The 21,599-nt window shown below is 39.5% G+C and carries 22 protein-coding genes and 1 tRNA gene; 11 read left to right on the forward strand and 12 right to left on the reverse strand.

The annotated features are described in order from the left end of the window. Positions 1-23: 23 nt before the first annotated feature. On the reverse strand, positions 24-668 hold the full coding sequence (locus AC6JAD_RS08175) for a 50S ribosomal protein L25/general stress protein Ctc (RefSeq protein WP_461304751.1): 645 nt from the start codon (positions 666-668) through the stop codon (positions 24-26). 92 nt (positions 669-760) lie between these two features. Next, positions 761-1,702, reverse strand: a complete 942-nt coding sequence (locus AC6JAD_RS08180; protein ID WP_461304752.1) for a ribose-phosphate pyrophosphokinase — start codon at positions 1,700-1,702, stop codon at positions 761-763. Positions 1,703-1,827: 125 nt separating this feature from the next. Here AC6JAD_RS08180 and AC6JAD_RS08185 point away from each other — a divergent pair. Together AC6JAD_RS08185 and AC6JAD_RS08190 are read left to right on the forward strand one after the other, a co-directional pair. Then, positions 1,828-1,909, forward strand: a tRNA-Leu gene (locus AC6JAD_RS08185). Positions 1,910-2,072: 163 nt separating this feature from the next. After that, on the forward strand, positions 2,073-4,253 hold the full coding sequence (locus tag AC6JAD_RS08190) for a DUF5916 domain-containing protein (protein WP_461304753.1): 2,181 nt from the start codon (positions 2,073-2,075) through the stop codon (positions 4,251-4,253). 66 nt (positions 4,254-4,319) lie between these two features. Here AC6JAD_RS08190 and AC6JAD_RS08195 read toward each other — a convergent pair whose 3' ends face one another. The 7 genes from AC6JAD_RS08195 to AC6JAD_RS08225 all read right to left on the reverse strand — a co-directional run bounded on the left by AC6JAD_RS08195 (position 4,320) and on the right by AC6JAD_RS08225 (position 9,811). Further along, positions 4,320-4,475, reverse strand: a complete 156-nt coding sequence (locus AC6JAD_RS08195; RefSeq protein WP_461304754.1) for a hypothetical protein — start codon at positions 4,473-4,475, stop codon at positions 4,320-4,322. Positions 4,476-4,612: 137 nt separating this feature from the next. After that, entirely contained in the window at positions 4,613-5,143 is a 531-nt protein-coding gene (locus AC6JAD_RS08200; RefSeq protein ID WP_461304755.1) for a hypothetical protein, read from the reverse strand. A gap of 36 nt (positions 5,144-5,179) precedes the next feature. Then, the gene (locus AC6JAD_RS08205; protein ID WP_461304756.1) at positions 5,180-5,575 is read right to left on the reverse strand and encodes a hypothetical protein; all 396 of its coding nucleotides are present in this window, start codon (positions 5,573-5,575) and stop codon (positions 5,180-5,182) included. A gap of 7 nt (positions 5,576-5,582) precedes the next feature. Continuing rightward, positions 5,583-6,434 (reverse strand): hypothetical protein, encoded by an 852-nt coding sequence (locus AC6JAD_RS08210; protein WP_461304757.1) that lies wholly within the window; start codon positions 6,432-6,434, stop codon positions 5,583-5,585. A 4-nt stretch (positions 6,435-6,438) separates the two neighbouring features. Beyond that, on the reverse strand, positions 6,439-8,316 hold the full coding sequence (locus AC6JAD_RS08215) for an amidohydrolase family protein (RefSeq protein WP_461304758.1): 1,878 nt from the start codon (positions 8,314-8,316) through the stop codon (positions 6,439-6,441). Positions 8,317-8,429: 113 nt separating this feature from the next. Beyond that, entirely contained in the window at positions 8,430-8,810 is a 381-nt protein-coding gene (locus AC6JAD_RS08220; protein WP_461304759.1) for a DoxX family protein, read from the reverse strand. Continuing rightward, positions 8,807-9,811, reverse strand: a complete 1,005-nt coding sequence (locus AC6JAD_RS08225) for an SMP-30/gluconolactonase/LRE family protein (protein WP_461304760.1) — start codon at positions 9,809-9,811, stop codon at positions 8,807-8,809. The genes AC6JAD_RS08220 and AC6JAD_RS08225 overlap by 4 nt, the downstream gene beginning before the upstream one ends. A gap of 225 nt (positions 9,812-10,036) precedes the next feature. Here AC6JAD_RS08225 and AC6JAD_RS08230 point away from each other — a divergent pair, with 225 nt between their 5' ends. The 5 genes from AC6JAD_RS08230 to AC6JAD_RS08250 all read left to right on the forward strand — a co-directional run bounded on the left by AC6JAD_RS08230 (position 10,037) and on the right by AC6JAD_RS08250 (position 14,610). Beyond that, a complete protein-coding gene (locus tag AC6JAD_RS08230) occupies positions 10,037-11,080 on the forward strand; it encodes a sensor histidine kinase (RefSeq protein WP_461304761.1) in 1,044 nt (347 codons plus the stop codon). Beyond that, complete coding sequence (locus AC6JAD_RS08235) at positions 11,070-11,741, forward strand: LytR/AlgR family response regulator transcription factor (protein WP_461304762.1); 672 nt, start codon at positions 11,070-11,072, stop codon at positions 11,739-11,741. Before AC6JAD_RS08230 ends, AC6JAD_RS08235 begins: the two co-directional genes overlap by 11 nt. 130 nt (positions 11,742-11,871) lie before the next feature. Continuing rightward, on the forward strand, positions 11,872-12,522 hold the full coding sequence (locus AC6JAD_RS08240) for a HupE/UreJ family protein (RefSeq protein ID WP_461304763.1): 651 nt from the start codon (positions 11,872-11,874) through the stop codon (positions 12,520-12,522). 63 nt (positions 12,523-12,585) lie between these two features. Beyond that, on the forward strand, positions 12,586-13,014 hold the full coding sequence (locus AC6JAD_RS08245) for a deoxycytidylate deaminase (protein ID WP_461304764.1): 429 nt from the start codon (positions 12,586-12,588) through the stop codon (positions 13,012-13,014). Then, complete coding sequence (locus AC6JAD_RS08250; protein ID WP_497866266.1) at positions 13,015-14,610, forward strand: S41 family peptidase; 1,596 nt, start codon at positions 13,015-13,017, stop codon at positions 14,608-14,610. Positions 14,611-14,613: 3 nt separating this feature from the next. On the opposite strand, the gene AC6JAD_RS08255 is transcribed toward AC6JAD_RS08250, so the two are convergent. Both AC6JAD_RS08255 and AC6JAD_RS08260 read right to left on the reverse strand, forming a co-directional pair. After that, positions 14,614-14,808, reverse strand: a complete 195-nt coding sequence (locus AC6JAD_RS08255; RefSeq protein ID WP_461304766.1) for a hypothetical protein — start codon at positions 14,806-14,808, stop codon at positions 14,614-14,616. Positions 14,809-14,826: 18 nt separating this feature from the next. Next, complete coding sequence (locus AC6JAD_RS08260; protein ID WP_461304767.1) at positions 14,827-15,408, reverse strand: MarC family protein; 582 nt, start codon at positions 15,406-15,408, stop codon at positions 14,827-14,829. A gap of 119 nt (positions 15,409-15,527) precedes the next feature. Between AC6JAD_RS08260 and AC6JAD_RS08265 the strand changes: the two genes are divergently transcribed. The 4 genes from AC6JAD_RS08265 to AC6JAD_RS08280 all read left to right on the forward strand — a co-directional run bounded on the left by AC6JAD_RS08265 (position 15,528) and on the right by AC6JAD_RS08280 (position 20,738). Continuing rightward, positions 15,528-16,091 carry a DUF3109 family protein gene (locus tag AC6JAD_RS08265; RefSeq protein WP_461304768.1) on the forward strand — a complete coding sequence of 188 codons (564 nt, stop codon included), beginning with the start codon at positions 15,528-15,530 and terminating at the stop codon, positions 16,089-16,091. Between the two features lie 95 nt (positions 16,092-16,186). Further along, positions 16,187-16,789, forward strand: a complete 603-nt coding sequence (locus tag AC6JAD_RS08270; RefSeq protein WP_461304769.1) for a hypothetical protein — start codon at positions 16,187-16,189, stop codon at positions 16,787-16,789. A 410-nt stretch (positions 16,790-17,199) separates the two neighbouring features. Next, positions 17,200-18,177, forward strand: coding sequence for a ribonucleotide-diphosphate reductase subunit beta (locus tag AC6JAD_RS08275; RefSeq protein WP_461304770.1), 978 nt, complete (start codon positions 17,200-17,202; stop codon positions 18,175-18,177). Positions 18,178-18,296: 119 nt separating this feature from the next. After that, positions 18,297-20,738 carry a ribonucleoside-diphosphate reductase subunit alpha gene (locus tag AC6JAD_RS08280; protein ID WP_461304771.1) on the forward strand — a complete coding sequence of 814 codons (2,442 nt, stop codon included), beginning with the start codon at positions 18,297-18,299 and terminating at the stop codon, positions 20,736-20,738. A gap of 76 nt (positions 20,739-20,814) precedes the next feature. Here AC6JAD_RS08280 and AC6JAD_RS08285 read toward each other — a convergent pair whose 3' ends face one another. Beyond that, complete coding sequence (locus tag AC6JAD_RS08285; protein WP_461304772.1) at positions 20,815-21,531, reverse strand: DUF6503 family protein; 717 nt, start codon at positions 21,529-21,531, stop codon at positions 20,815-20,817. Between the last annotated feature and the right edge of the window lie 68 nt (positions 21,532-21,599).

Consider the following 21,599-nt stretch of genomic DNA (forward strand, 5'->3'; position numbering starts at 1 on the left):
TTTTTATTATTAGGGAATAGAATTTATTCTTCTGCTGGAGCTTCTGCGGCTGGAGCTTCTGCTGCTGCCTCCGTTCCTTCTTCTCCTTCATCTTCTTCATCCTCATCAGTATCATCAACAGCAGTACGCGAAGTTCTTACTTGACATATAACTGTGTTGTCTGTATGCTGGATGCTGAATTTTTCCTGCTCAATGGCAGTTACATACATTTTCGCACCAATACGCATTTCAGTAATGTCCGCTTCGATAAAGTCTGGTAAATCCTTAGGCAATGCCTTTACCCGCAGTTTACGGTTTACAATACGCAATACCCCACCATTTCTAACTCCTCTGGAGTTTCCAGTGATTTTCACAGGGATATTCATGGTTACTTCCTTTTCGTCAAAGATTTGGTAAAAATCTATGTGAAGGATGCGATCGTTAACTGGGTGAAATTGAATGTCCTGAAGGATGCATTCTACCTTTGTTCCATCTTCTAATGAAATTACAACTGTGTGAACGTTTGGAGTGTACACCAAGTTCTTAAATGCAATTTCATCTGCCGAAAAGTGTATAGGTGTTTCTCCTCCGTAAACAACGCAGGGAACCTTTCCAGCATTACGTAAGGCTTTGGTCGATACCTTGCCCACGCTTTCTCTTTGAGATCCGTTAATCGTAATTGATTTCATCTTAATGATTTAAATTAAAAAAGCCGCTTCCTTTGAAAGCGGCTGCAAATGTACATTTTTTATACTAAAACCGAAAGTAAATTCTTTCGTTTCTACATTAAGAATTTAGAGGCTATACTCTCGTTGTGTTGTACGCTCAGCATAACATCGGCGAACAACTTGGCACAACTCAAGACTTTTATTTTTGGGCTCTGCTGTTTTAAGGGAATGGAGTCGGTCACAATTAATTCCTGCAATTGCGAATTTTCCAATCGTTCATAGGCATTGCCAGAAAGTATTGGGTGTGTGCATATTGCCCGTACGCTTTTAGCGCCACGCTCCATCATTAGATCTGCTGCTTTAGTTAAGGTTCCAGCGGTATCCACCATATCATCTGCCAATACTACGTTCTTTCCGCTTACATCACCTATAAGCTCCATATGCGATATCACATTTGCTTTAGCACGCTGTTTATAGCAAATAACCACGTCGCTTTCCAATGCTTTGGAATAGGCATAGGCCCTTTTGGATCCTCCCATGTCTGGTGAGGCAATGGTCAGGTTGTCCAAGTTCAATTTTTTTAGGTAAGGAAGGAAAATAGTGGAGGCAAACAAATGATCCACAGGTTTTTCGAAAAACCCCTGAATCTGGTCAGCGTGAAGGTCCATCGTAATAATTCGGGTCGCCCCAGCTGTTTCCAGCATTTTGGCCACCAATTTGGCTGCAATGGGAACCCTGGGTTTGTCTTTCCTGTCTTGTCGTGCCCATCCAAAATAAGGGAGCACTGCAGTAATATGCCTTGCCGAAGCCCTTTTGGCGGCGTCCAACATTAAAAGCATTTCCATAAGGTGGTCGCTGTTGGGAAAAGTGGAGCCAATGATAAATACCCGACTTCCCCTTACAGATTCTTCGAATGAGGGTTGAAATTCTCCGTCGCTATAGGTGGACGTAATAACATTTCCTAAGGGAGCGCCAAAGGTATTGGCAATTTGTTTGGCGAGCACTTGACTCTGTTTGCAGGCAAAGATTTTGGGTGCGGGTACGGATGGCGACATGGTGTTATTTTATTTAGTTGCGTTGGTTGCAAATGTAAAAAATAGTAGGGAGTGTTCTCCAAAAAAATGCTGAAAGGAATTATGTCGAATTTATAAATATTTATGTATTTTTGCCGTCCCGTAATGCTCAAGTGGCGGAATTGGTAGACGCGCTGGATTCAAAATCCAGTTCCTTCGGGAGTGTGGGTTCGATTCCCACCTTGAGTACAAACATAAAAGCTCATACGAAAGTATGGGCTTTTTTTATGCTCAGATATAACTTTCATTGAAGTTTATACATATGGGAACTATTTGATGGCATCAATATTCAGATACTTAGTGTAAAAAGTAGAAGCGCATTTGATATTCCTTCCATTTTTATAGTAAAAACATGTTACAACAACTTTTTACTATCGCATTCGTATTTACTTCCTTCATTGCATTTTCTCAAAAAAGTATAACGGTTGGCAAAACACAAGAAAGAATAGTTATTGATGGCGTACTGAACGAAGTAACTTGGTCGCAGGTTGAAGCGACTGATGAGTTTCTGAACCAGTGGCCTAATGATGAGGGTGTGGCCCAAGTTCAGACGGAAGTAAAGCTAGCATTTGATGAAGATTTCCTATACGTAGGTATTATATGTTTCGACATTTCTAATGATCATATAATTCAAACCCTAAAAAGGGATAAAGATGACGAACATTTCGGAAGTGATGGAATAGCCATCGTTTTGGACCCATTTAATCAAAAAACGAATGGTTTCTTTTTTGGTGTAAATGCCGGCGGTGCTCAATTCGAAGGATTAATAAGTGTAAGCGGTAACGAATCCTTCATTAACGAAAATTGGGATAATAAATGGTTTTCAGAAATCACTTATGGTCAAAATATGTGGTACGTAGAAATGGCCATTCCCTTCAGGACTCTGCGATATGATTCCAGTAATACCACTTGGGGGTTGAATTTTGTTCGTAATGATATGAAGAACAATTACTTTTCTTCCTGGAATAGAGTGCCTTTGAACTTCAATACCATAAACCTAGGCTACACAGGTGAAATGACATGGCCTGAGAATCCACCCAAAGTAAAGAAAGGCAAAATCAATGTTCTGCCCTATGTATTGGGTTCGGCAAATAGGGATTTTGAAAACAGCGAAAAAGCGGATTATGGGTTGGACTTTGGGGTGGATGCCAAGGTTGGGCTTGGTCCTGCTTTGAACCTTGACTTGACCGTGAATCCGGATTTCTCGACGGTAGATGTTGACCAACAACAAATAAACCTAACTAGGTTCCCTTTATTCTTTCCTGAAAGAAGAGGTTTTTTTCTGGAGAACAGTGACCTATTCAATTCGTTTGGCATAGGATCGATCAACCCATTTTTCTCGAGACGTATCGGGCTAAACGTGCCCATTAATTTTGGAGCAAGATTATCTGGAAACCTGAATAAAAAACTACGTATTGGAGTAATGGATATTCAAACAGGTAGTGAGGATGGGATAAATCCGCAAAATTACTTTGTTTCATCCCTGTCGCAGAGAATTGGAAATCGATCCACTTTGGATGCTATGCTTGTGAATAGACAGGCAACATCGTCTAAAGAGAATCCATCTGAAAATGCCTACAATAGGGTATTTGCTATGGAATATAACTTCGTAGATAGCAAGGGTAAGTGGAGCGCTAATGTAGGGGGGCATAAATCTTTTAATCCGGGTGATTTGGATGAAGAAGCCTATTTTACATCTACATTAAGGTTTCAGACAAAAAGGCTATTAACCCGGGTGTCGGGTCATAGGGTGGGGCAAAATTACCTGACCGATGTTGGTTTTGTCCCAAGGCTTGAGAACTATGATGCTGCAAGTGATACCATTGTAAGGAAAGGTTTTTATCAATTAGCGTATTTGTTGGTTTACGATTTTTTTCCTCAAAAAGAATCATCCCCTATAAATCTTCATGGCCCAAGGATATCGACCACATCCATTTTAAATATCGACGGTTCATTAAACGCCATGTTTGCGGGTCTGTTTTACTTTGTGAATTTTAAGAATCAAAGTGCACTCGAAGTAAAGTTTACCCAAGATAGGGACAATTTACCCTTCGACTCGTTTATAGTTGGAGACATCCCTTTTCCAAAAGACGACTACACGTACAACAGGTATGGGTTTTGGTATAGATTCAACCCTAGGAAAAAGTTCTCTGGAAGAATGGGCGCAACCCATGGGGAGTTTTTCAATGGCAAAAGAACCTTTTTTGAGGCCGAAGCTAATTATAGGATTCAACCATGGGGCAATTTTAGCTTGAATTACAACTACAATGATGTGAATCTTCCTGAGAATTTAGACAGCCAAGATTTTCATTTGGCTGGACTTACATCAGAAATTTCATTCTCGAATAAGATGTTTTGGACAACATTTGTACAGTATAATACCCAGAATGATAATGTAAATATCAACAGTAGATTTCAGTGGCGTTATGCCCCAATGTCCGATTTATTCATTGTGTATTCGGATAATTATTATCCCGAAACCTTGAATAGTAAGAACAGAGGATTGGTGCTAAAACTAGCATATTGGTTTTAATGATTCATGCCCTTTAATGATCGTGTTCATCAAAACTATGAACGAATGTGAAACGTGCTTTTATAATTAACCATACGGATCGACCACGGGGCCTTTGTCTGCACCCATAGGTTCAATCCCAGGGCCATATAACTCTTCATTAGAATCTAAAGGTTCTGGAGAACAACTTAGACTGGCTGAAAATGAAAATACCAGTAATGCTACAATTAATACTTTTTTCATGTCAAATTTCTTTTTTGATTACACTCCAAATTAACTCCTTTAACTGAACCGATTTAAACTTTTAGGCTAATTGTAGACTTATTTATGTGTAATGCACTATCAATAATGCAAATCCCTATCGATTAAGTACTACCAAATTATTCCTGCTGTCTAATCCAGGTATAGGTTCTGTTGGCAACCCAATTATTTTCCTCATCGATAATAAAAGATTTCCCTATGTGTTTATTTTGATCTAAATATGTTGTTTTATGCCCAATCTTGTAAGTGGAGCCATCGGGATTGGTAAAAGTTTGCTCTAGCTTTATTTCATTGTCGCTAAGATGTGTCAGTTCTCCTTTTCCAAAGCTACCGTCTGATCCAAATTGAAGTACTATAACTTTGGTAATGGATGGATCGAAATATTTTCTGAATTGCCAGAAATTTCCAATGTCCTTGCCACCTTTAATGCCATACAATCTACCGATCAAACTCTTTTTCCCCAAACCCCATTTCCATTCTACAGCGTATTGTTCGTAGGGTTCATTTTCATTTTGGTATTCAGAATTATCCGTAATCCAAACACCCACTTCATTTTCAAATTCATTTACAAAATGTTGAAGGTCATTTTCTTGTGTGAAAGCACAAATTGAAAATAGCACGGTCACAAAAGTCATTATTGTTTTATTCACTTTATATTCGATTTAAGATTGTTAATTTCGGTTGGTTCAGATTAAATTTGGTTTATTCCTAAACAGAAATTCTTTAAGCGAGTACCCCAACCAAACACCTAGAATGAGGGAGAAACCGCCCATAATATCAAACCAAATTGGGTCATTTGTGAAGTTTACAGAAATAAGGTAACTGGTTTCTGCAGTTATGAGAAGAGATATGCCCAAAGGCACTGCAAAATTGTATTTTTTACTGATTAACCTTGCAACCATTCCTGCTAACATTGCCGCAACAAATGTTGCCATCCCTCCAAATAAGAGCTCTAAATTCGTAGCAGTAGTATACCTTATTCCATTAAACAGGACCTCTTGAGCTAGCGTGGCGAATAAAATAAGAGCGATTTCTCCTCCAATTATTGCCAATACTATTGTGAAAATAGCTTTTGTATTCATGACGTCATTAGTGCATTTTCTTTGCGGTTATAGTAATATCGGGATCTGATAGTGTTAAGGACCTTACTTTGTCCTTATCCATATCGAATGTCACATGAACCGAGGGAGCGCCGTTATAGGTATAATAGTTATCCCGAATTTTACGTAGGGCACCACCGAAACCACCAATGGGGCCAAGAGCCATTATTTCCCTCATGTTCAGGGCGATTGTAAACCCGTCCTTTTCCCCATCACCGTATTTATAATCCCCTAGGAATTTTGCCTGTTCTTCTTTGGTTTCTTCGATATATTTTTCTCCTCCTGCGTTTCCTAAAGATTCCAAGTAGTCAATGGTTCTTTTTACATTGTCCAATTCTTTTGAGGTCATTTTGTCTTTCATGCGCTTTCCATAATGGGCATGATCAAGAAGACTAATGCCATGCGGACCCATTGTTGTTTGGATACCTGGGGAGAATTCAATCATTGACGTGACGGCCTCATATGCTCCCAGCATAGCAAAAGTAAAAATGGAAGGCCTAGCCCCTTTGCTCATAAGGTAAAGTGCTATGTCCCTTCTACCTACATGGGATGCTGCACCTATGGCAGACTCAAAATCACCGAATCGCCATTCCCAAACGGACCTTGCCAATTCCGGTCTAGCATCTACTAGTTCTTTGACTCTTTCTAAGTTGAAATGGGATTTTCCCACAACTTCCGAAACAATCTCTGGGTCAATGTTAGGCCAGTGCTTTGGGATATCATTGTTTTTGCTTGTAACGAACAGACTTGGTGGGTTTACATTGGCTGCTTTGAGCATGTTAGGTAGTGATAACCCTAATATGCCAAGGGCAGAGTTCTTGATAATTGTTCTTCTATCCATAATGCTATTGCTTTTTTTGTTTAATCGACAAATCCCCGTTAGATACCTCTATTGGAATATTATCTTCATTTGTTGTTATGCTTATTGAAAAGGGCAGGCTTGTCCGATTGGAAAACCCTGAGAAACCAGGATAGATTAACCTATAATCATTTTCACCTATCTTGAACAATGTGGTTACGGCTTCATCCAATATATATGAATCTCCAAATTCTTCGGAGTTGAGCTCAATTTGATAAACATTGAACTGTTCGGATTCATTCGTTTCCAACCGCCGTGAAAATCCAACCGCCGAATAATAGCTGAGCATGTTTTCTAGCTCAAAGTATCGAGATGTAAATGGACTCCATAATTGAGTGCCGGGCGGCGCAAATTTTGCGTAATTAAAGCTACCATGAAACGGGGATTTTCCATCGATAAAAATGGAATCGCCCTCTCTCACCAATGTAGCCTCCGTAATACCTTCACTACCCTTGTTTAGAATGTATAAAGAGTCTATCCTCTTTCTATTTACCGATTGGTAGCTGTAGGTTTCGCGATAATCTGGAGCATCGGAAATCATAACCGATGTTATCCCCAAACGTCTATTCCCTAGGGTGTCTATAATGATCTTCTGACCGCCAACTTCAGTATCCTTGTTATAAAAAGTGTATTCCAGCTCACTCGAAGTTTCCTTTTTCGCCAAGTATTCTTTCCAGCTTTCGAAACGGTTTTTTGTTGAATTATTTTCTGCTCTCAACAACTTCAATTGTTCGTTTAAATATTCCCTGTCCAGCCATTTGCCACCCACCATTACACCGAAAATACCTTTCACATTCTCCATATCCTTCAGAGGATTGTTATCCAATAAAACAATGTCGGCCATATTTCCAATTTCAATGGTTCCACGGTTTTCCAGTTTTAAAAATTTTGCCGCATCGACAGTGGCATATTTTAAAATTTTAAAATTGTCTATACCCGCCTTAGAGAATAATTCCATTTCATCTAAATAGGCAAAACCCGGAATTATTAATGGGTATCCACCATCACTTCCCAAGAACAATTGAATGTTGTTATCACTTAACTCCTTAATAAGCTTTTCTACGTTCTTGTAGTTGTAGTTTGATGAAGCGCTTGAAGGGGTTTCGTCTGGCCTCCAATTTATCCTTAGTTTGTTGGGGACATAGTCCATGTTTGGGCTGTTGTATAGGCTATCTTCCTTGTGTGCTATGGACCAGCTATGATGTACTGCCAATGATGGGGTAATGGCTTTGTTATGCTTTTTTAAAGCTTGGATTAGCCTACTCTTGTCGACGGTTAATTCTCCTCTTCTAGTCAACCCAGTTAAGTTGTCAAACTCCATTTGTTTGCTGTTCATTACTTCATCTTCATCAATAAAAATTGGGAAATGCCCGCTTATGGGAAAATTCAGTTTTTCGGCCTCATCCAAAATGACATTGTAAGTTTCAGGTTTGCAAGTGGCATAAATAAACATACCGTCATAGCCCAATCTTTTGGCCTCCCTAACCTGCTCCTTGCCTTGTTCGACTGTAAATATGGGCTGTTGTGTATGGTAAGGGGCTGGAGCACCAGTAGCCCGAAGCCCGTATGCCAGTATGTTCGGCCCAACAATTTCCCCTTTTTTGATATCTTCCCTTAAACCAAGAACGTTAATATGACTGGGTAAATCCCTAACGGTAGTTTGCCCTGTTGCCAGATACAGCATTAGGTTGCTTTCATTAACATGGGTGTACATATTGATGAAGCCAGGCAATAAGAATTTACCTGTACCATCTATAATTTTTGCAGTTGCTGGTAAAGTGATATTGGAAGACGCGTCTAGAGCTACAATCTCATTATTTTCTATGAGGATGGTTTGATTTTCTAGAACAGTACTGGAATCCATTGGGATAACCGTTGTATTAACGATAGCTATTTTTGATTGACCGAGCGAAATCCCCGGAACAAGACAAAGAAATAGTATGGATACCACGACAGATATGAAAGGCTTTTTATTTTTCACTTCTTAAAAATTCTAAAAGGTATATGTGGGTTAAAGAATAGGATCGTTGCCAATAGTAGATAATTAAAAGCAAGTTCTCCTTCAGTTAGAATTAGCCCTTTGTGAGCTACAAATGTGGCAACTAGCATGACAGCCATTATAATGCTGGCAAAGAATCGAGACTTATAATTTACCAAAAGCATAAAACCACCGACCAATTCTGCTAGTTTTGCCACATAAGCCATTACGATGGGATAGGGAATACCCAATGATTCCAGATAACTCGAAAAATCACTTACTCCATCAAAGAGTAAGGGGGCGTAACTATGCGAAATCATCATTATTCCGAGCCAATAACGAATGAGCCATGTTACATTTAAAGTTGGGATTTTTGTCACTTTAATTTTACTTTTAATATTATGGGCTCATATAACTGTTCCATAGGATATAAACTACCATCCTCACTGAAGCTGCCAAATTGAGCATTAGCTATATAATAGAAATGATCGTTAATAATTTCACCCGTAGTAGGGTGATCCATCATAGGGTGATTAACTTCCAATAATTCTGTTGAAACAATTTCATCCTTGGCTTCATTTAAATGAAATTGTTGTATTGTCCCTATGTCCGACTGCACGCCTATTAAGGAGTTCTTGTAGAAGTATAGGCCATCGATGCTCTCTCGGTGTTTGATTTTCAAGTTTGAAGGGACTTTCACTTCCTTTGCTATGCCATTCTTTAATTCTATATAAGCAATGCCCTCGGCGTGGGCTATATATAACTTAGATTCATCATTGGATAGCGTAATTCCATTGGGGTATTTAACAATACTGGAGGTATTGTACTTCTGAAGCGTGTTATTGGAACTTGAAATTTTATAAATGGCGTGCTCCTTAAACATATGGGTGATATAGACGTCGCCATTCTTCGCGATGACCAGGTCATTGAAAAAATGTATACCTCCCTTATCTTCGAGTGTAAACTTATTAATGAGTTTACCAGAATCCAGGTCGTACTTAAACACTCCAGCGGGTCTGCCTTCCGAATCATCTTTTAGATTGTAGCCTTCTAAGTTTTCCCCACCAGAACTGCACACCCAGAGGACCCTGCGTTGCGCATCTATTTTCAAGCCAACGGTCATCCAGAGGCCATTTGATTTTGGAGTTATATATTCGGAACTTGTTCCATCTTCGGAAATTTTGATGACCTTCCCCTTCCTAGTACTGCCCATAAAAAAATCACGATGTACGGGGTCGTAGGCAATGCTTTCGGGAAGTAAATCTTTTTCCGCAATTGCAAAGGCAATGAAACTGTTGTTGATTTTTTGTTTTTCATTTTGGGAAAAAACAAGGGAATGGCACATTAGAAACGAAATAAGTAAACTCAAAAACTTAGACATTGTCAACTATTTTGAATAAAGATATTATTGAATAGTACCGCCCGATTTTTTTTATCTATACTAGAAATAAAGCTATGTATAACCTGATTTTGGTTATGTAAATACTATAGGGGTCTTCGAGTATTTTTGGCGTTAATTCATAGGAAGTTGTTGTACACATAAGATAATAGTGAGTAGGGATAATATGATTGAGGGGCTTCGTCAAAATGTAATACTTTTGAAAATATGGCTTACAATATCAAACACATAACCTATCATGTGCTATTTTGGATTATTATAATGGCATCATTCGCAATATCTGAGTGGAGTTACCGGGAGAATTTAATGGAAGCTATTATTTTCGAACTCCTTTTTCTTCCATCCAGATTGATGGCTGTGTATTTCAATTGGTTTGTTTTAATCCCTCGTTATTTATACAAGAATAAGCTGGTAATATATTTTTTAACCCTATTTGGACTCTTAATTATAGTAGGTGTCTTTCATAGGTTCTTCGTGCTGTACTGGGGCTATCCGGAATTTTTCCCGCAATGGATGAGTGGTAGAATTGAACCTTTTAATATTTCAAGATTATTTCAGGCGATGTTAATCATTGTTTCCCCAGTAGCCTTCACCACAGGGTTTAAACTGTTTGTAAATTGGTTTAACAGTAAAAAAGAAGCCGAAGCCTTGAGACAGGAAAAAAAGGAAGCCGAATTAAAATTCCTAAAAGCCCAAACAAATCCTCACTTCTTGTTCAACAGCTTGAATAGTATTTATGGCTTAGCATTGGGCAAGTCCAATAAAACACCGAGCTTAATCCTTAAACTCTCAAATATTCTGAGTTACACTTTGTACGATGTCAATACCAAATGGGTCGATTTGGAGAAAGAAATAGAATTGATAGAAAATATAATCGATTTAGAGAAGGAGCGTTTTGGCAAACGGGTTGATATTCTTTTTGATAAAAAAGGAGATGTTGAGGGTCTTAAAATTCCGCCACTAATCCTAATCCCGTTGGTGGAAAATGCTTTCAAGCATGGTGTAAAGGATGAAGTTGGAAAGGGTTGGATACATATTGAAATACAGGTAGAAGGGTCTAAACTTCTTTTTACGATTCAGAATACAATTCCAAAAAATCACTTGGTTAAAAACATGGGGGGGCTAGGGTTAACAAATGTTTCCAGAAGATTGGATCTTATATATTCAGATAATAAAGAATTTGAAGCTAAGGACTTGGGTGATACTTTTTTGGTAAAACTGCAAATAAATAGGTTAGAGAATGAGTATTAACTGTTTAATAGTTGACGATGAGCCTATCGCTCAGAATATCCTAAAGGGTTATATAAATGATGCTCCGGGATTAGTTTTAGTTGGTGTTTGCGACAATGCCATGGAAGCCGTGATTGTGCTCAAAGAGCAACGTATAGATATCATGTTTTTGGATATCGAAATGCCCAAAATAACTGGGATTAGTTTCTTGAAAACACTGGATGAAGCCCCTAATGTGATATTTACTACCGCTTACCGGGAGTTTGCCTTAGAGAGCTATGACATGAATGCCGTGGATTATCTTCTTAAACCGTTTTCTTTTGAAAGGTTTTTAAAAGCGGTCAATAAGATCTCTTTAAAAAACAAGAAAAATGATTCAGCCGAATATGAGTATTTTAAGGTTGACAGGAAAAATGTAAAGCTATATTACAAGGACATTTTGTACATAGAAGGATTAAGCAATTATGTAATTATTCATACCATAGGTTCTCAATATGTGGTGTACCATAGGCTCATGGATTTGGAGAAGTCCCTTCCCAATAATGATTTTGTTAGAATTCATAAATCCTTTATCGTATCCCTCCCAAATATTAAAGCATACGGATCGGACTACGTGGAGGTGGGCGATAAACAACTAACAATAGGAAATACCTATAGGGATCAGTTTTTTAATGCCATATAATCTAACCTTGAATTCTAAAGAAATCTTGAAAACGAACGGTTTTTCATCCTACTTGACCTCCTTTGATTTATTGGAGTGTTAAGTTCTCTTCCAATTTAGGGGGGAGTTTATGAAACTCTCTCTTAAAGTTATGAAATTCCTTCCAGTTTGGCTATTTTGGGGCCTCGTATTTCATCAATCTTATCATTTATTCATTATGAACGATTTTAGTTTATATTTCAAATTGGGACTGGAGCATGTGCTCGATCTCCAGGGGTATGACCATGCACTGTTCCTTATTGCACTGGCGATTACATTTCAGATTAAGGATTGGAAACGGCTTTTAGGTTTGGTTACCTTCTTTACCCTAGGACATACCCTGTCGCTGTATCTTGCAAGCAAAGGGATATTGCCCATAAGCGCTGGCATCATAGAAATATTAATCCCGGCCACCATTTTCGCAACCGCAGCCTATGTGCTTTATACTTCCTGGAAGAATGTGTCTGCCCATGGCAATAATTGGGTTCTTTGGGGATCTACCTTGCTGTTCGGGCTCATCCATGGTTTTGGTTTTGGCCGTTATTACAATCAAATAAACGATGAAGGGGGATTTACCCCTTTGCTCTCCTTTGCCCTAGGAATTGAGCTCGCACAAATACTCATTGTAATCGGCGTACTTTTAGTAGGTGCCTTCTTTTCGCTATTGAAGGTTAGAAAATCAATTGTGGTGGTAGTTGTATCTGCGATCATTGTCTTGGTAAGCGGCTATATGACGGTAGAACGCTGTCTGGAATATTTCTGAAACATTTAACACCCAGTCACTTTGCTGGGCTGTAACTAACTGCTAAATTCGCTTACTTACTATATGACAAGTAATAAACAAAGACAATACGATGTGGCTTACCTGCGAATGGCAGCCGAATGGAGTAAGCTTTCCTATTGCAAACGCAAACAAGTAGGAGCTCTTATCGTAAAGGATAAAATGATAATCAGCGATGGTTATAACGGAACTCCCACGGGTTTCGAGAACATCTGCGAAGATGAAGAAGGATATACTAAATGGTATGTATTGCATGCCGAGGCGAATGCCATTTCTAAAGTAGCCTCTTCAACACAATCATGCAGGGGCGCAACGTTGTATATCACCATGTCACCTTGCCAGCAATGCAGTAAGCTAATTCATCAGGCCGGGATATCCCGTTTGGTGTATTTGCAGGAATACAAAGACGATAGTGGATTGAAATTTTTAAGGAAAGCCGGCGTTGAAATAACACACATACCGGAATTGGATTAAATGGGGAACGTGAAAAAATACATGCCTTTATTTCTTGGGATAGCTCTAATATTTGGAGTCTTTCTTGGGTCTAAATTAAACTTCAACGATAGCAACGAGAAGATATTTGCCACGAATTCCAAAAAGGACAAGCTGAACCGTCTTATAGATTATATAGACTATGAGTATGTGGATGAGGTTAATACAGATAGTATCGTAGATGTTACGGTTAATGGTATATTGGAAAACCTGGATCCCCATTCTGTTTATATTCCCGTAGATCAATATGAGGATAATGCCGATGATATGCGAGGAAACTTTGTGGGAATTGGCGTAAGCTTTTATCCCTATAACGACTCTATTGCGGTTATTAGAGCCATTGAAGGAGGTCCGGCGGCTAGATCAGGGATAAAAGGAGGCGATCGAATCCTTTATGCCGATGACAAACAGCTTTTTGGGGAAGACATGAATCGCGATAGTATCTCGAAATATCTAAAAGGGGCCATTAATAGCAAGGTAAAGCTCAAGGTATATAGAAAAGGGGAAGAGGAGCTATTGGATTTTACGCTGAAGCGACGACGTGTACCTATTGTTAGTGTGGATGCATCTTATAAATTGTCTGATGATGTGGGCTATATAAAGGTAAACCGCTTTTCCGAAACTACTTTCAACGAGTTCAAGACTGCGTTAGATGATTTAGAAGATGAAGGCATGTCGACATTGGTTTTAGATTTAAGGGACAACCCTGGAGGATATATTTCAGCTGCAGAACGTATGTTGGATGAATTCCTGGAAGATGATAAACTCGTGTTGATTACCCGTAACAAAAACGGGGATGAAAATAGAACGTATGCAACCCGTAAAGGTGACTTCGAAGAAGGCAAATTGTATGTGTTAATCAATGAAAATTCTGCTTCCGCTAGTGAAATTGTGGCAGGGGCATTGCAGGATAACGACAAGGGGCTCATTGTGGGACGGCGCTCTTTTGGAAAAGGGTTGGTGCAACGTGAAATGGCTCTGGGCGATGGTAGCGCGGTTAGACTTACCATTGCACGTTATTATACGCCTACGGGACGATCTATTCAGCGTCCCTACGGAAATGGAAACGGCGATTACTATCGCGATTATGAAAATAGGTATAGAAACGGGGAAATGCGAAGTTCCGACAGTATTAAAGTAGCAGATTCACTGAAATTTGTTACCCCAAAAGGAAAGGTTGTCTATGGAGGTGGAGGAATTATCCCCGACATATTCGTGCCTAAAGATACCAGCGTAGAGAATGAAACCTTAGAATATGTAACCCGCAACGGTTTCATGAGCTATTTCATTTTCGAATATTTAGAAGCCAATCGTGATGACTTCGAAGGAATTTCCCTTAAGGAGTTTGCAGATTCCTATGAGGTCGATGAAGCCCTGGCAGAGGATTTTATTGCCTATGCACGTTTGGAAGAGGCTCAGATAGATATAAGTGGCTACGAGAAAGAACTTAGGCAGTCCCTAAAAGCAAATATTGCGCAACAATTGTTTGGCCCCAATGCGTACGAATACTTTTTGAACCTAGACGACCCTATGATTACGAAAATATTGGAACTAGAAGCAAATCCTTCAGAGCTCTAGCAATTACCTTTTCCTGTTTTTTATTTTTAGCGAAGTCCTTAGGATAAGGGCAAGCAAGATGGCGCAAGAGGCAGCCAAAATTCCAATAACCGCTGTTCCGCTATCACCTTCCAAAAGATTGGAGAATTCTAGTTTGGTGATGTTTAGAACGATTAACCCAACTCCGATGAGTATCAATATATAGGTGAATATTTTCATGAGGATGACATATTAGGGTTATGTGAATAATTCTTGAATATTGGAAGTGAATAGTTTTACGGCAATGGCAAGGAGAATTACCCCAAATACCTTTTCAATAATACCAATCCCGTTTTTCCCCAAAAACTTTTGAAGTTTGGCCGATGTCTTAAGTACGATGTACACGATTATAATATTGATGATGATCGCCAAGATGATATTTTCGGTAGTATATTCCGCTTTAAGGGATAGTAAAGTGGTTAAGCTTCCCGGGCCGGCTACTATGGGGAACGCAATTGGGAACACTGTGGCTGTTGAAAGGCTTTCTTCACTCTGTTTGAAAAGAGCAATTCCGAGGATCATCTCAATGGCAATGAAAAAGAGGATAAAAGCACCTGCTACTGCAAATTCATTCACATTAATACCAATCAAATTTAAGATCTCCTCTCCCACGAAAAGAAACATGGTGAGTACGACCGCAGCAATGATACTGGCACGCCCGCTTTTAATTTTACCCGATTTTTCGCGTAGGGATATAATAATTGGAATGCTGCCCACGATATCTATTACCGCGAATAGGACCATGGTGGCTGTGGCTATTTCTTTGAAATTAAAATTCATAACCTAGGTTGTTTAGGGTGCAAAATTAATCAATAAAAACTCCAAAGTGACCTATTAATACTAAACTTTTATCGTAATGCTTGGTCTGGATTTCTTTATAAAGGAAGTATATTTGCGGCATGTTTCAATTGGGGAAAACCATCGTATCTGAGGATCTGCTCGAAAAGGAGTTTGTATGCAATCTTGGGGCCTGTAAAGGAGAATGTTGTATTGCTGGTGAGGCAGGAGCTCCAGTTTCAAAAGACGAGGTGGCCATACTTAGTGAGATTTACCCTAAGGTTAAACCGTTCCTCAGAAAGGAAGGAATTGAAGCTATTGAAAAGCAAGGGACACATATCGTTTCCGATCTTGGTGAGTTGGAAACCCCTTTGGTAAATGGAAAAGAATGTGCATACGTCACTTTTTCCGACGAGGGAATAGCGGGCTGCGGTATAGAAGATGCTTATAATGCAGGGGAAATTGATTTTAGAAAACCCATTTCATGCCATTTGTACCCCGTTCGCGTACAGGAATATAGTGAGTTTGCCGCCGTGAATTACCATAAGTGGCCCATTTGCAATGATGCGTGTACCTTGGGTAAAGAATTAAAAGTGCCCGTTTATAAATTCGTAAAGGATGCCCTAATCCGAAAATTTGGAGTGCATTGGTACGGTGAGCTCGAGAAGATCGCAAAAGACCTGTAGTAAAATTCCCCTTAAAAATACCGTCTTTTCCCTGTTTTTATCTTATTGAATATCATTACCTTACGGCTACGAATTTCAATCAAACTTAAATTAAAATGAAAAAAGTAGTACACGCCATCTTTGTACTGGTGCTTTTTGTAGCCTGCAAGGACAATCCCGTTTCCGAAAAAATAAAGGAAACCCGTCAAAATGTATCCAATACCCAAGAAGCCTTTAAGGAGATTAATGAAATGCAGGAGGATATCCAAAAGCTCAGGGAGTTAACTCCGCTCACCAATGAGGAATTCAAGGATTGGTTGCCCGATGAAATAAAGGGGATGAAGCGAATCAAGTATAAGGCAGGACAGGGCTCTTATATGAACCTGGCAAGTGTGGAGGCAACCTATGCCTCAGAGGATAAATCGCAACAATTTAAGATTCAGATTATTGACGGTGCTGGCGAAATGGGTGCCAATGCGACGGCTGCTATGCGAATTATGTTTTCTCAGGATTTCGAGGAGGAAACAGAATACAAGACGAGAAGAACCATAAAACGAAAAGGTGTTAAAGCGGTCGAGGAATACCACAAAAACAACAATCGTAGTGTCATTCAATTTATGCAGGATGAAAGGTTCTACTTTAATGTTACGGGCATGAATATGGATGTGGATGCTACTTGGGATGCCATTAAAGATTTGGATCCGGGGAAGCTTGGATAGAAATTTGCCCGGAAGAAATAGATAACCGAAGGAAAACCCTTCGGTTTTTTTGTTTCAATATTCTTTTTTAGAAGAATTTTCAATTTTTTTTCGTGAGATTTTTGTTGAAAATTGGTGTTACCAAAACGTTATGAAAAAGTGGTTCAGCACCTGTGGAATGGACATCCGCTGGGGTTATCAACGGGAAAATTCTTCATTGTTCATAACCTTCAACAAAACACTTTAAATAACTGAAAATCAATATTTTAAATACAAAAATTAACATAATTATAATAACAATCAATATGTTGTCGTGTTGAAAACTTTGTTGAAAACCCAACACGGATTTTTTTAAAATTCCTTCCTATTTTTTTCATATTTGTTAGTCCCTAGTAATGAGAAATTAATCCAGAAAAATTTAAACGAAGGACATGAGCGCAGTAGAACCCATTTTAGCAGAAAACAAAGACCGATTTGTAATTTTCCCAATTCAACATCACGATATTTGGGATTGGTACAAAAAATCGGAAGCAAGTTTCTGGACCGCAGAAGAAATAGATCTGCACCAGGATTTAACCGATTGGACCAACAAGCTAAATGATGACGAGCGCTATTTCATTAAACACATTTTGGCATTTTTTGCAGCCAGTGATGGTATCGTGAATGAAAACCTTGCAGAGAATTTTGTAAACGAAGTTCAATATTCGGAAGCAAAGTTCTTTTATGGTTTCCAGATCATGATGGAGAATATTCATAGCGAGACCTATTCGCTACTTATTGACACCTATGTGAAAGATGATAAGGAAAAAGACCAGTTGTTTAACGCTATTGAAAATTTTCCTGCCATTAAGAAAAAGGCAGATTGGGCACTAAAGTGGATAGATAGCCCAAGTTTTGCAGAACGATTAATCGCTTTTGCAGCAGTAGAAGGGATTTTCTTCTCTGGAGCATTCTGTTCTATCTTCTGGTTGAAAAAACGTGGTTTAATGCCTGGATTAACATTCTCTAACGAACTAATTTCCAGAGATGAAGGAGTACACTGTGACTTTGCTGTGCATTTGCACAATCACCATTTGGTGAACAAAGTACCCAAGGAACGTATCCGTGGGATCATAGTAGATGCCTTGAACATTGAAAGGGAATTCATTACAGAATCATTGCCTGTAAGTTTAATAGGGATGAATGCAAACCTAATGACGCAATACTTGGAATTTGTTACCGACCGCCTACTCGTTGAATTGGGTTGTGACAAAGAGTATAACACCAGCAATCCATTTGACTTTATGGATATGATCTCACTTCAAGGAAAGACCAACTTCTTTGAAAAGCGAGTTTCAGAATACCAAAAAGCCGGTGTAACCAACAAGGACAAAGAGTCGAACAAAATAAGTTTCGACGCAGACTTTTAAATATACTTCCGCTGGCTCCCCAAACGGCGGATTTTATTTTAAAATATTCAAGAATGTACGGCCTAAAACCGTGCAAACAGGATTTTTTTTGAAAAACACTAACACACACCTTAAGAAGTATGAACGTAGTTAAAAGAGACGGCCGCAAAGAACCAGTGATGTTCGACAAGATCACCTCCAGGGTTCGAAAATTATGTTACGGATTAAATCCACTAGTGGATCCCGTAAAAGTAGCCATGCGCGTTATTGAAGGGTTGTACGATGGGGTAACCACAAGTGAGTTGGATACTTTGGCGGCAGAAATAGCAGCCACCATGACCGTTACGCATCCAGATTATGCAAAATTAGCAGCAAGGATTTCCGTATCCAACCTGCACAAAAACACCAAAAAGACCTTTTCGGAAGTAATGAAGGATTTATACGAGTATGTAAATCCACGTACCGGAAAACCGGCCCCACTTTTAAGTGATGAGGTGTATAAAATTATTGAAGAGAATGCCGACGAATTGGACTCTACCATTATCTATAATCGTGATTTTGGGTACGATTACTTCGGATTCAAAACATTGGAACGTTCCTACTTGTTAAAATTGAATGGGCAAATTGCTGAGCGGCCTCAGCACATGCTCATGAGGGTGTCTATCGGGATCCACTTAAATGATTTGGCTGCGGCCAAGGAGACGTATGAGTTAATGTCGAAGAAGTTCTTTACTCATGCGACACCGACCCTTTTCAATAGTGGAACACCAAAACCACAAATGTCTTCCTGTTTCCTTCTTACCATGAAGGATGATAGTATTGATGGAATTTATGATACCCTAAAACAAACTGCCAAAATTTCCCAGTCGGCAGGAGGAATTGGGTTATCTATACATAATATTAGAGCGACGGGATCCTATATTGCAGGAACCAACGGAACATCCAATGGAATTGTTCCCATGTTACGTGTGTTTAATGACACAGCACGTTATGTAGACCAAGGTGGTGGAAAGCGCAAAGGAAGTTTTGCCATTTACGTAGAGCCGTGGCATGCAGATATTTTCGATTTCTTGGATTTGAAGAAAAACCATGGAAAGGAAGAAATGCGCGCCCGTGACTTATTCTATGCCATGTGGATACCGGATTTGTTCATGAAACGAGTACAGGAAGATGGAGATTGGACCTTGATGTGCCCTAATGAATGCCCAGGGCTATTCGATGCGCACAGTGAGGAATTTGAAGAAATGTATCTAAAGTATGAAGCCGAAGATAAAGGTCGAAAAACAATAAAAGCTCGTGAACTTTGGGAGAAGATTTTAGAATCCCAGATAGAAACGGGAACGCCTTATATGTTATATAAGGATGCGGCAAACCGCAAGAGTAACCAGAAGAACTTGGGAACCATTCGTTCTTCGAACCTTTGTACCGAGATTTTGGAGTACACTTCTCCAGACGAGGTAGCTGTTTGTAACTTGGCTTCTATTGCTTTGCCCATGTTTGTGAAAAATGGGCAGTTCGATCACAAGGAACTGTTCAAGGTAACCAAGCGAGTGACCAAGAACTTGAACCGAGTGATCGATCGTAACTATTATCCGGTAAAAGAAGCGGAGAATTCCAATTTCCGTCACCGTCCGGTAGGATTGGGTGTTCAGGGATTGGCAGATACGTTCATTATGCTACGTTTACCTTTTACAAGTGACGAGGCGAAGAAACTGAACCAAGAGATATTTGAGACACTTTATTTTGCTGCGGTAACCGCTTCCATGGAAGAGGCCAAAGTAGATGGAGCGTATGAGTCTTACAAGGGATCGCCAATATCCGAAGGCTTGTTCCAGCATAACCTGTGGAATATTAAGGATGAAGAGTTGAGTGGACGCTGGGATTGGGGCAAGTTGCGCAAGGATGTCAAAAAACATGGGGTGCGAAACTCCCTATTGGTAGCGCCTATGCCAACTGCTTCTACCTCTCAAATACTAGGTAATAATGAGGCATTCGAGCCTTATACTTCAAATATATACACACGCCGGGTACTTTCGGGTGAGTTCATTGTAGTGAACAAACACCTATTGGAAGACTTGGTGAATTTAGGATTATGGAACGATGATCTAAAAGAAGAGATCATGCGCGCCAATGGATCTATTCAGCAAGTGGACGTTATTCCACAGGAGTTGAAAGACCTATATAAAACGGTTTGGGAATTGAGCATGAAAGATATTATCGATATGTCTCGTCACAGAGGGTACTTTATAGACCAATCCCAATCCTTAAACCTCTTTATGGAGAATGCCAATATGGCTAAGCTAACATCGATGCATTTCTACGCCTGGAAAAGCGGATTGAAAACGGGAATGTATTATCTACGTACCAAAAGTGCCGTAGATGCCATTAAGTTCACCCTAAAGAACGATGCCAAGAAAGAGCCCGAAGCAGCAGTTGCAGCACCTGCAATGATGGCTGAAGCCAAAGTGGAAGCTACTTCTGCAGCAAATGACAAACCTTTAACCGCTAAGGAATTGCGAGACCTATTAGAAAAGTCCCGTGATGCCGAAGACGACGAGGATTGCCTCATGTGTGGTTCTTAATTAGACTCTTAAAAAGAGTCAACTTTTAAGTGTTAAAATGAAAAAAAGGGAGGCCATTGGCTTCCCTTTTTTATGCTCATTTTAGTATATCCGTGCCCAGATACTCATGATCCTTATTGTAATACCAAGCCCTTATTTTTGGCATTTTTATGCCCTGTACAATGGCTTCTTCAGAAAGTAAGATATATTCGCCTGTGTCCTTTCCTTCTCCTTCGGGGTCCCCTTTAAAGAATTGGTATATTTCCATAGCATAGGTGTTTGGGTCAAAATAGAAATACCAAACATCCTTTCCTACGCCTTCATCGTAGGTCGCCTCAAGTACCAAATAGTCTTTTCCCTTAAAGTTTATTAACTCCACTATAGGGTTTATGTTCGTGCCAGGGTCTTTTAACTTCATGGGCAATCCATAGAGATAAGTATAATAATCTTTGTAGAGGCGACCTCTCTCGCAACTTAGGTTATGCTCTTTGAGGGTGGATTCTGAAAGATCCGTTTTTCCATTCAATCGAATCGTACAGTCGTCTTTAGATAGCGTATAGGAAGTGGTTACAGTATCTCGGGTAGCAGTTACCTGAAAATACTCCTCCTTTAAGTTGATATGTATTTCGCTATCCCGATTGGCGCTCTTGGGCGTTTCCATGGTAACCAGAAAAGTCCCATCGAAAGTTTCCCAAGCTCCATTGGGGTCATGATAGGCGATCGTTCTTTCAAGTAATTGAGAACCGGTTAGTTCTTGCCCAATGCTTGTGTAAGACAGTGGTAAAAGACAAATGGCTAAAAGAAATTTATTCATAGGGTGACTATTTGGCTAAAGATAGCCAGAAATAAAAACAAAAAAAGCTCCGTTCTTTTATGGAACGG

The organism is Aureisphaera sp. (assembly GCF_059726885.1).